This window comes from Rhodococcus sp. EPR-134 (genome assembly GCF_001647205.1).
GTDB classification, from domain to species: domain Bacteria; phylum Actinomycetota; class Actinomycetes; order Mycobacteriales; family Mycobacteriaceae; genus Rhodococcus_F; species Rhodococcus_F qingshengii.
Genome location: NZ_LVCT01000708.1, coordinates 1 through 10,884 on the forward strand (window position 1 = coordinate 1; position 10,884 = coordinate 10,884).

8 protein-coding genes and 1 pseudogene are annotated in these 10,884 nt (G+C 61.7%); 7 read left to right on the forward strand and 2 right to left on the reverse strand.

Annotated features, from left to right (window positions below; genetic code table 11):
• Positions 1–247 precede the first annotated feature (247 nt).
• The 5 genes and pseudogenes from A2J01_RS37270 to A2J01_RS30645 all read left to right on the forward strand — a co-directional run.
• Positions 248–955, forward strand: a pseudogene (locus tag A2J01_RS37270) (WecB/TagA/CpsF family glycosyltransferase); the annotation flags it as partial.
• Between the two features lie 186 nt (positions 956–1,141).
• The gene (gmd, locus tag A2J01_RS30630; RefSeq protein ID WP_007726640.1) at positions 1,142–2,173 is read left to right on the forward strand and encodes a GDP-mannose 4,6-dehydratase; all 1,032 of its coding nucleotides are present in this window, start codon (positions 1,142–1,144) and stop codon (positions 2,171–2,173) included.
• Positions 2,170–3,138, forward strand: a complete 969-nt coding sequence (locus A2J01_RS30635) for a GDP-L-fucose synthase family protein (RefSeq protein ID WP_054187595.1) — start codon at positions 2,170–2,172, stop codon at positions 3,136–3,138. The genes gmd and A2J01_RS30635 overlap by 4 nt, the downstream gene beginning before the upstream one ends.
• A gap of 55 nt (positions 3,139–3,193) precedes the next feature.
• Positions 3,194–4,519, forward strand: coding sequence for a UDP-glucose dehydrogenase family protein (locus A2J01_RS30640; RefSeq protein ID WP_054187548.1), 1,326 nt, complete (start codon positions 3,194–3,196; stop codon positions 4,517–4,519).
• A gap of 130 nt (positions 4,520–4,649) precedes the next feature.
• Entirely contained in the window at positions 4,650–6,074 is a 1,425-nt protein-coding gene (locus tag A2J01_RS30645) for a polysaccharide biosynthesis tyrosine autokinase (protein WP_054187547.1), read from the forward strand.
• Here A2J01_RS30645 and A2J01_RS30650 read toward each other — a convergent pair.
• Positions 6,046–6,570 (reverse strand): arsenate reductase/protein-tyrosine-phosphatase family protein, encoded by a 525-nt coding sequence (locus A2J01_RS30650; RefSeq protein ID WP_003943651.1) that lies wholly within the window; start codon positions 6,568–6,570, stop codon positions 6,046–6,048. The genes A2J01_RS30645 and A2J01_RS30650 overlap by 29 nt on opposite strands.
• A 108-nt stretch (positions 6,571–6,678) precedes the next feature.
• Between A2J01_RS30650 and A2J01_RS30655 the strand changes: the two genes are divergently transcribed.
• Both A2J01_RS30655 and A2J01_RS30660 read left to right on the forward strand, forming a co-directional pair.
• Entirely contained in the window at positions 6,679–7,998 is a 1,320-nt protein-coding gene (locus tag A2J01_RS30655) for a UDP-glucose dehydrogenase family protein (RefSeq protein ID WP_054187546.1), read from the forward strand.
• 149 nt (positions 7,999–8,147) lie between these two features.
• Entirely contained in the window at positions 8,148–9,824 is a 1,677-nt protein-coding gene (locus A2J01_RS30660) for an Hsp70 family protein (RefSeq protein WP_231916145.1), read from the forward strand.
• A 9-nt stretch (positions 9,825–9,833) separates the two neighbouring features.
• Here A2J01_RS30660 and A2J01_RS30665 read toward each other — a convergent pair.
• On the reverse strand, positions 9,834–10,884 hold a 1,051-nt coding region (locus A2J01_RS30665; RefSeq protein WP_064114240.1), incomplete at its 5' end, for a YibE/F family protein.

A 10,884-nucleotide genomic window follows, 5' to 3' on the forward strand; every position in this document is an offset into this window, starting at 1 on the left:
GCCTGCCGGTGGTCTGTTTGGATCTCGGCGGTGTGCCGACACTGGCAGGTAGGAACGCCGTGACGATCCCGGTTGCTCCGGCGTCGACTCTCGCCTCTCGTATCGCTCGATCGATTGTCGAGACCGAGCTTTCTCTCTTTGAACCGCAACGTGATTGGACTCGGTCCCGGTTGACATCGGTCTTGTCGCGCAGCTACGGCCAGTGCAATGAACGTCGACAAACGAACTCGGAAAAGTGGTGAGACAGATGAGCAGTCCGTTCGAGGTCATCGAGGTGGGTGGCATTCCGTTTGCCGCGACCAATCTCGAGAGAGCTACCGATTGGGTGGTCAACGACAGACGAGAGGGAGCCGGAACCGGAGTCTCCGTGAGGTTGTCGAATTCCTACTGCGTGTCGGCGGCGCACAGTGATCGCGACTACTCCGCGGTTTTGAAGGGTCCCGGTGTGAACTTCGCAGACGGAACCCCGGTCAGCTGGGTGATGCGCCTGATCGGCGGCACCGCCGATCACGTCGGTGTTCGACCAGTCCGGGGTCCGTCGTTCTTCGAGGCCACCCTGGACAAGGGACGCCGCTACAGCCTTCGTCACCATTTTGTCGGCACGACAGAAGAGACGTTGGGTCTCTTGACGGATCGAGTCGAGGAGTTATACCCGGGAATCAAGGTGGCCGGCACATATGCCCCGCCGTTTGCCGCGTTCAGCAAGGAGTTCGTCGACGACATCATCGCGAAGGTCGATCCGACGTCACCGGACATCGTGTGGGTCGGTCTGGGTGCGCCGAAGCAGGACTTTGTCACGAAGGCGATAGCGGATCGAACCGACTACGTGGCCGTCGGTGTCGGCGCGGCCTTCGACTTCTTGGCCGGAACTGTTTCGGAAGCACCATCTTTCGTCCAGAACTCGGGTTTCGAGTGGTTGTATCGACTTGTATCCGAACCCAAACGTCTGTGGCGGCGCTACCTGTTCGGTAACTCGACATTCATACGGCTGGCATCACGTGACATACGAAAAGTCTTCGGCCGTTTGGGGGGGGACGCGCATGAGCGAGATCAAGACTGCCGAGCGATTCGGAGGACTACGGACCACAACCGTGGTTTCGCAACTATCAGGCGGGCTGTCCCGCAACGGAAGGAACGCAGGATGAAACGCGCACTGATTACCGGAATCACGGGGCAGGACGGCTCTTACCTTGCCGAGTTGCTGCTCTCCAAAGGCTACGAGGTTCACGGACTGATCCGTCGATCCTCGACGTTCAACACTTCGAGGATCAACCACATCTACGTTGACCCGCACGATGCGGATGCTCGACTTTTTCTTCACTACGGTGACCTCAGTGACGGAGCGCGCCTGGTGACACTACTCGCGCAGATCAAGCCGGACGAGGTGTACAACCTCGCTGCGCAGTCTCACGTCAGGGTCAGCTTCGACGAACCCGAACACACCGGGAACACCACTGGCGTCGGGTCGATCCGACTACTCGAAGCGGTTCGGATGGCCGGACTCGACTGCCGGTTCTACCAGGCGTCGAGTTCCGAGATGTTCGGTGCCACACCGCCACCGCAGAACGAGGAGACACCGTTCTACCCACGTTCGCCCTACGGTGCGGCGAAGGTGTACTCGTACTGGATCACCAAGAACTATCGTGAGGCATACGGGATCTTCGCTGTGAACGGAATTCTGTTCAATCACGAATCCCCGAGGCGTGGTGAGACATTCGTGACGCGGAAGATCACGCGCGCGGTCGCACGCATCCAGGCAGGTATCGAGGATCATCTGTACATGGGCAATCTCGATGCGATTCGCGACTGGGGATATGCGCCGGAGTACGTGGAGGGAATGTGGCGCATGCTGCAGGTCGACGAGCCTGAGGATTTTGTGCTCGCCACCGGTGGCAACTACTCGGTGCGCGACTTCCTGACCGTCGCGTTCGAACATGCAGGTCTGAACTGGGAAAACCACGTTCGATTCGACGAACGGTATCTTCGGCCGACCGAGGTGGACGCACTGATCGGGGATCCGAGTCATGCCGAGCGCAAACTCGGTTGGAAGGCCGGCGTGCACACACCCGAACTGGCCCGGATCATGGTCGAGGCAGACATCGAAGCGCTCGAACACGAAGGGCGACCGTGGATCGACACTCCGGCACTTCCCGACTGGTCGGCGACGCGATGAGTGATTCATTCGCAGCGCGACCACTCGATCGAGGCGCACCGTTCTACGTGGCCGGCCACCGAGGTCTGGTCGGCTCTTCGGTGTGGCGACACCTGGAATCTGCGGGCTTCACCAGGTTGCTCGGAAAGACGTCGGCCGAACTCGATCTACGTGACCGGGAAGCTGCTTTCGATTTCTTCGCCCGCGAAAAGCCGACCAACGTGATCCTCGCAGCAGCAAAAGTTGGGGGGATTGCGGCGAACAGCACTTTCCTCGTCGACTTCCTGTCGGAGAATCTGCGCATCCAGGTGAACGTGCTCGACGCTGCCCTCGCACACGGCGTCGAGCGTCTCCTGTTCCTCGGATCATCTTGCATCTACCCGAAATTGGCACCGCAACCGATCAAGGAGGAATACCTGCTCACCGGGCATCTCGAGCCGACCAACGACGCCTATGCAATAGCAAAGATCGCGGGAATACTCCATGTTCAAGCTGCCAGGCGGCAGCATGGTCGCCCCTGGATCTCAGCTATGCCCACCAACCTGTACGGCCCGGGAGACAATTTTTCGCCGCACGGATCGCACGTACTTCCCGCCCTCGTTCGGCGTTACGACGAGGCGCAGTCGTCGGCAGTCCAGTCGGTTGTCAACTGGGGGAGTGGCAATCCGCGACGTGAATTCCTGCATGTCGACGACTTGGCGTCGGCGTGTCTGCATCTGCTCGACAACTACGACGGTGCATCGCATGTCAACGTCGGAACCGGCGAGGACCACACAATTCGTGAGATCGCTTCGATAGTCGCCACGGAGGTCGGATACACCGGAGAGACGCGGTGGGACACCTCGAAGCCGGACGGAACGATGCAGAAACTGCTGGACGTGAGCATGATTCGGAAACTCGGATGGCGGCCGACAATCGGATTGCGCGAAGGAATCGCGTCGACGATCTCGTGGTACCGCGACAACATCGGTGCCGTACGTACCTGAATCACTTTTCCCATCAACACACTTCGCACACTCTCGAGAAAGCAGATCGAGCAACATGAGCACTCGCATAGCAGTATTCGGCACGGGATACCTGGGCGCGACACACGCGGCCTGTATGGCCGAACTCGGTCACGAGGTCCTCGGAGTGGATGTCGATGCGGCAAAGCTGGAGAAACTGGCAGCAGGTGAAGTTCCGTTCTACGAGCCAGGGTTGGGCGAGGTCCTACGACGAAACATCGATCGAGGGCGACTGAAGTTCACGTCGTCGTACGAGGAAGCTGCAGAATTTGCGGACGTGTTCTTCCTCGGGGTCGGTACGCCGCAGAAGAAGGGTGAGTTCGCCGCGGACATGGTCTACGTGGATGCCGTGATCGAAACGCTGGCGCCGCTGCTCACCAAACCCGCGGTCATCTTCGGAAAGTCCACGGTACCGGTGGGCACCGCGGAACGGCTCGGTAAGCGCGCGCGGGAACTGGCACCGATCGGTGACAGCGTCGAAGTCGCGTGGAATCCCGAGTTTCTCCGTGAAGGATTTGCCGTCCAGGACACGTTGCACCCGGACCGACTTGTGCTCGGAGTCGATCGAAATGTCCGCGGTCGAGCGGAATCTGTTGCGCGCGAAGTTTATGCAGAGCTACTCGATGAGGAGATTCCGTTTCTCGTCACGGACCTTGCGACGGCGGAGTTGGTGAAAGCGTCAGCGAACGCTTTCCTGGCCACCAAGATCTCGTTCATCAACGCCATCTCCGAAGTGTGCGAGGCTGCGGGCGCCGACGTCACAGTGCTCGCCGACGCGATCGGGCACGACGTTCGGATCGGACGTCGATTCCTCAACGCGGGAATTGGTTTCGGCGGAGGGTGTTTGCCGAAGGACATCCGCGCCTTCATGGCTCGCGCCGGTGAACTCGGTGCCGACCAAGCATTGACGTTCCTGCGCGAAGTCGACAACATCAATATGCGCAGACGTACACGCATGGTCGAACTGGCGCGGGAGGCATGCGGATCGCTTCTCGGTGCGAGAGTCGCAGTTCTGGGTGCCGCGTTCAAACCGGACTCGGACGACGTTCGTGATTCGCCGGCGCTCAACGTCGCGGGTCAGATTCAGCTCCAAGGTGCTGCAGTGAACGTGTACGACCCAAAGGCCATGGACAATTCGCGCGCGCTGTTCCCGACGCTGACCTACTCGGCAAATGCATTGGAGGCCTGCGAAGGTGCCGATGTCGTCCTGGTATTGACCGAGTGGCTCGAATTCTTGAAGTTGCAGCCGTCCGATCTCGATTCGTTGGTTCGCAAGAAAGTGATCGTCGACGGGCGCAATTGCCTTTCCCCCGACGCCTGGCGAGGCGCAGGTTGGAACTACCGCGGACTGGGACGCCCGTGAGCACAGGACGTCTCGTCCGTCGCAGCTGATCTATATCGAAATTGATAAAGCCCGGTTCGCCCTCGCGGTCCGACCGGCAAAGACCGCTCAGACCCGCAGTGGACATGCGTGAGCCGAAGGAGACATCAAGATGGAAATTGTCGACTACCTGAAGATATTGCAAGCCAGATGGCGAATCGTCGCTGCTGTAACCTTGCTCGGAATCCTCGGAGCCCTTGGCGCTTCTCTTCTTTCGACGCCCGTTTACCAGGCCTCGACGAGGCTGTTCGTTTCGACGTCGGCGGGTACCTCGGTCAACGAGGCACTGCAGGGCAGTCAACTTTCACAGCAGCGAGTTCTGTCCTATACAAAACTCCTGACCGGCCGAACACTCGCACAGCGGACGATCGACGAACTGGGACCGAGGGTGGTCGGCGGGATGTCGGCTGACGAGTTGGCCTCCAAGGTCACTGCGACGTCGGCGCCCGACACTGTGTTGATCGACCTCGCAGTCAAGGACGCGTCACCGGAACTCGCACGCGAGATCGCGAACACTCTCTCATCCGAATTCGTGGCATTGGCAAAGGAACTGGAGACACCCGAGAACGGCGGAACACCGCCTGCACGTGTGGTCGTCGAACAGCAGGCTCAACAGCCGACTGTTCCGGTGTCACCCAAGACTTCGCGCAACCTCGCGCTCGGCGCGGTGGCGGGACTGGTTGTGGGGATCGCGCTTGCGTTGATTCGTGATCGACTCGACAACACGGTGAAAGATCGTCGAACTGTAGAAGAGATCGCGGGTTCGGCGATGGTGGGCACGATCCCGTTCGACAAGGACGTCGAAGTCAATCACGCGATCGCTTTCAGTGACGGAAGTTCCGTGAGTGCCGAAGCCTTCCGTGAGTTGCGCACCAACCTTCAGTTCCTCGAGGTGGACCATCCGCCGCGTGTCATCGTCGTCACGAGTTCGCTTCCCTCCGAAGGTAAGACGACCACGGCCGTGAACATCGCTCTCGTCTTGGCGGAGGCCGGCAAATCAGTGTGCCTGATGGAAGGCGACCTCCGGAAGCCGCGAGTATCGAAGTATTTGGGATTGCTCGGAAGTGTCGGCGTCAGTTCGGTGCTCTCCGGTCAAGCGACGCTGGACGATGTGCTTCAGCCGACCGAGTTCGACGGGCTGACAGTGCTCGCCTCCGGACCGATCCCGCCGAACCCGAGCGAACTACTCGGCACGGACACGGCCAAACATGTTCTCGAGGAACTGCGGGCGCGATACGACTACGTCATCATCGACGCCTCGCCGTTGCTACCCGTCACGGATGCCGCGGTCCTGGCCGCGATGTCGGACGGTGCCCTGGTGATCGCCCGACACGGCTCCACGAAACGCGATCAACTGGCGCGCGCGGTCGGAAACCTACAGAGTGTGGGTGCGCACGTCCTGGGCACTGTCATCACGATGACGCCGTCTCGCGGACGCAATGCGTACGAGTACAGCTACTACTACGAGTCGGACAAGTCGCTACCGCAGTTGACCGCGGTGCCCGCGCTCAACGCTCACCGAAGCGAAGTCGGCTGAGCAGCGGGCCGAGGAGATCGGCGATCTCGAGTCCGATCTCGTGAAACACGTTCTCTTCCTTACCCATCGGATCCATGACGTCCTCGGGTTCGGTGGCACGAAATCGGGGTCTGGCGGCGGCGAGGTCCTCGACAGTTCCTGCATCTGCGAGCGAGCCCAACCGTGCGGCTTCTCGAAGTGTGAACGTGCGCTTGAGCCGCGCCGGAGCCATCGCCAGGACTTTGTCTCGCTGACTTTCGGTCATCGTGAGAATGAGGTCGGCGTCCGAGGCCAGCGCTGCTGTCATGCGTCGGGCTTGAAACTCCGTGGGGTCGCCGCCGAGCCCCGCGAGAACCCTCGCAGCAGTTGGCTCGATCGGGTGTCCGACCATCGCCCGGGTTCCGGCACTCGAGGCGGTGAATCCGGTGACCCCGGCTTCGGCGGCATAAGCACGTGCAAGGCGTTCGCCCGTGGGTGATCGGCAGATGTTTCCCGTACAAACGAAGAGAACGTGCATGGCAGAAGCATAGGTTGCACACGCGACGCACTCGTCGTACGCCCGATGTTGGTTTCGCGCCCACCTGGCGTACGCGTTTCGGAAAGTTCGGACGCATACCAACAACACATGAAGATGACCGTGTTCGGAACGGGATACCTGGGGGCGACCCACGCAGTGTGTATGGCCGAACTTGGCCACGACGTGCTGGGAGTCGACATCGACCAGTCCAAGGTCGACAAGTTGTCTCGTGGGGAGGTCCCGTTCTTCGAGCCGGGTCTGACCGACATGCTGGAGAAGAATCTGGCGTCGGGTCGGCTGCAGTTCACGACTTCCTACTCCGATGCCGCGGATTTTGCGGACATCCATTTCGTCGGTGTGGGGACGCCCCAGAAGAAGGGGGAGTACGCCGCAGATCTGAGTCATGTTCATTCGGTGATCGACATGTTGGCACCGTTGTTGCGAAAGCCTTCGCTGATAGTCGGGAAGTCGACGGTGCCGGTAGGCACGGCAGCGGCTCTCGGCGAGCGGCTCCGAGCGACTGCGCCGGCGGGTGGCTCGGTAGAAGTGGCCTGGAATCCGGAGTTCCTGCGTGAAGGACACGCCATCGCGGACACCTTGAGCCCTGACCGGTTGGTTCTGGGGATCGATCGTGACCGGCCGGGAAACGCCGAAGGCGTTCTTCGCGAGGTGTATGCCGAGATACTGGACGCAGGGGTGCCCTTCCTCGTGACCGATCTGGCGACGTCCGAGTTGGTCAAAGGATCTGCGAATGCGTTTCTCGCGACCAAGGTGTCCTTCATCAATGCGATTGCGGAGGTGTGCGAGGCGACCGGCGCCGACGTCACGATGTTGGCCGACGCTCTCGGGTACGACGCTCGGATCGGTAGACGATTCCTCAATGCGGGCTTGGGGTTCGGCGGTGGTTGCCTGCCGAAGGACATTCGGGCGTTCATGGCACGCGCCGGGGAGTTGGGTGTCGACCAGGCGCTGTACTTCCTCCGCGAGGTCGACAGCATCAACATGCGACGACGGACAAAAGCTGTGGAACTGGTGACGGCAGCCTGCGATGGCAGTTTGCTGGGAGCTAACGTGTCGGTGCTGGGAGCCGCGTTCAAACCCGAATCCGACGATGTACGCGATTCGCCTGCGCTCAACGTTGCAGGAATGATGCAGTTGCACGGGGCGGCGGTCACCGTTTTCGATCCGAAGGCAATGGATAATTCTCGCCGACTGTTTCCCACCCTTCACTACGCAACCTCCACGTCAGAAGCTTGCAGGAATGCTGATGTGGTCTTGATCGCCACTGAATGGGACGAGTTCGCCTCACTGATGCCCGCCGATTTGGAACCACTCGTTCGGCGGCGGGTGATCGTTGACGCCAGAAATTGCCTCGATCCGGACCTGTGGCGCGCCGCCGGTTGGAACTATCGCGGATTGGGGCGGTAGGTCGAACGTCCAGGTAGCGAAAAAATAGCTGCGAGAAGGCCTTAGGTGAGATGCGCGAACCTCGCAGACCATGCCCAGTGGGTAGACTTCCGGCCGGGGAATGACGGGGTCTGGTGACGGAACCCGTCGACGGTCGACGAAGGTGGATCATGAACTTGGTTTTGGGTGTGACGGTGGGAGCCAGCGCTGTGCGTTTGGCGCGCCCGGGGACGCCCGACCACAGTGGTCCGGTGTTCCGATCCAGAGCGGTCGATCGAGGCCGCGAGATTCCCGAGGAAGTCGCAGCGGAGGCAACCGGCGTGGCCTTGACCGAGAATGCCGACCTCGGCAGCAATACGGTCGTCGCCTACCGGGATCAAGCGCAGGCCGGAGCACTCCAAACAGCGTTCGAACAGAAAGGCATCGACAACTTCGAGCTGGTTCCCGAAGTAGTCGCGACGCTTCGAATGCTCGAGGAGTCCGGTGCGTTGACCGACCAGAGCACACTCGTCGTCGTCGACATCGGTAGTTCTGGATCGACGATCAGCATTGTGGACAGGCAGATGCGGTCTACCGTCGTCACCGCCCGGTCGACGCGGGTCAGTGGAGATCACTTCGACGAGCTCGTCTACTCGGATCAGACCGTGCGTCTCCGTATAGCTACGCCGGCCGACCCGGGCGGCGATGCCGAACTGCAGGCGCGATGCCGACTCGCGAAGGAACAGCTGTCCTCACGAAGTGCGGTGTGCCTGCCCGGCCCCGGCGGGCTTCTCCTGCTGTCGCGGGAAGTTTTCGATTCGTTGGTCGTCACGTCGGTGGAGGCCTTCGCACGCGAGATACGAGAGGTCATCGCAACGTCCGGCCGTAACCCCGACGCGATTCTCCTGATCGGTGGCGGTGCACGCATTCCGATCGTGCGGGCGACCCTCGCCGCGTGGCTGGAGTGGCCCCTCATCGCGCCCGAGCAGCCGGAACTCGTGACTGCGCAAGGCGCTGCGCTGATCGCGGAGTCGTCGATGACGCCATCGGCGCGCGCGGTATCTGCCCCGGTTCAGGTTCCGGCTGTAGCGCCGATCTTTGCGCCGTATCCGATCCACACCCCGGCGGAGGTACCCGTTCCGGTTCAGGCGTTCAGCCACGGAGGGGTCGCAACGCTCGCGGAATCGGAGCGGCCGAATGCCTTGTCCGAAGCCGCTTCCGGTACGAAGTCCGTTCCGCAGGAACAGGTGCCGAGCCCTTACGCGGCGGAACTGCCTCAGCCGCGACCGAACCGACACGAGCAACGATTCGATCCGGCCGCAGATCTCGCGGTCGCCGACAGCGACCCGGCCACGGACGGATTCGGCACAGAACATGACGCCGACACCGAGGCCATGATGGTTGACGCCCAGGCGTACTCGGCGATGTACGAAGGCGAGGGACCCGGGGCAGGAACCGCACACCCGTCCTGGCTCGCCGGGACACAACCCGTTGAATCGACATCCAAAGAGCCGAGAAACCCGCTACGGTTCGCGGGCCTCGGCGCCGGTGTGATCGCGGCGATCGTGATCGTGGGGCTGGGATTGGGCTACGGAGGAAAGGTCTTCGATTCCGAGGACGCCGGACCCGTGGCAACCGAGGTGACCACGACGGCACCGACGACCACGACTACCCCGCCGCCTACGACCACAACGACCCCGCCCCCGACGACGACGGAGGAAGCCCCTCCGGTCGTCGAGGCTCCGCCAGTCGTGCAGGACACTTACGTGCCTCCCGCGCCCGCGCCCGCGCCGCCACCGCCGGCGATCTACATCCCGGGGCTTCCGCCGATTCTGTTGCCGGTTCTCCCACCGATTCCCGGACTCTGAGGCTCGCTTTCAGCGTTTGGAGTGTCGGCCACCTGACGTGGGGCCGGCCTTGACCGCGCTACCGGGCGGACGGGCGAGAATCACGGCGATGGCAGTGGTGAGTGGAACCGAAAGCGCCAGGGCTATTCCGCCGACAGCGGACCTTACGATCTCGATTGCGACGGCGTCACCGACCAGGACGTCCTGAAGAGGGCGCCCGCTGACGCTGAAGAGCAGTAGCAGTGGCAGCGCCCCACCCGCGTACGCGAGAACCAAGGTGTAGACCGTGCTGGCGATGTGATCACGTCCGACCCGCATCGCACCGCCGAAGACTTTTCGACGGGACGCATGCTTGTCGAGTTCGGCCAACTCGAATGCCGAGGATGCCTGGGTGATGGTGACGTCGTTGAGAACGCCGAGCGAGCCGATGATGAAGCCCGCCAGCAGCAGGCCGGTGATGTCTATGTGCTCGATATAGGTCTGAACATTGGTGTTCTGCTCTTCAGACAAACCGGTGAGGTGTGTCAGTTCAATGCAGAGGTAGGAGAGAACCGCGGCGAGCACCATGGCGGCAAGGGTGCCGAGCAAAGCAGAACTGGTCTTGAGTGAGACCCCGTGCGCCAGATAGAGAACCGCGTACAAGATCACCGCCCCGGCGACCAGCGCAACCGGTATCGCAGGCTTGCCGTCGAGCAGAGCGGGTAGGAGAAACCCGACGACTACGCCGAAGGCGATCACCAGGCCGACGAGTGCGCGCAGCCCTCTCCACCGTGCGACTGCGATGATGACGACGGCGAACGCGATGACGATCAACGCCAGCGGGAGCCCACGCGAATAGTCTTCGAAGGAGTACTGCGTGTTTCCGTTCGGGTCGGTCTGACGCACCAGGCGAATGTGGTCACCCACGCGAAGGTCCGGCTGACCGGCGCCCGGAATGACCTCGAGCAATGTCTTCGTTCCGGCATTCGGCCCGGATTCGATATCGACGATACTTCGCTGGCACTGGTAGGCGGAGGTAGGCGGCGGTTGCGGGGCACCGACGAATACCCTTCCGGCAGAGGAACTTCCGCAGTCACCGAGA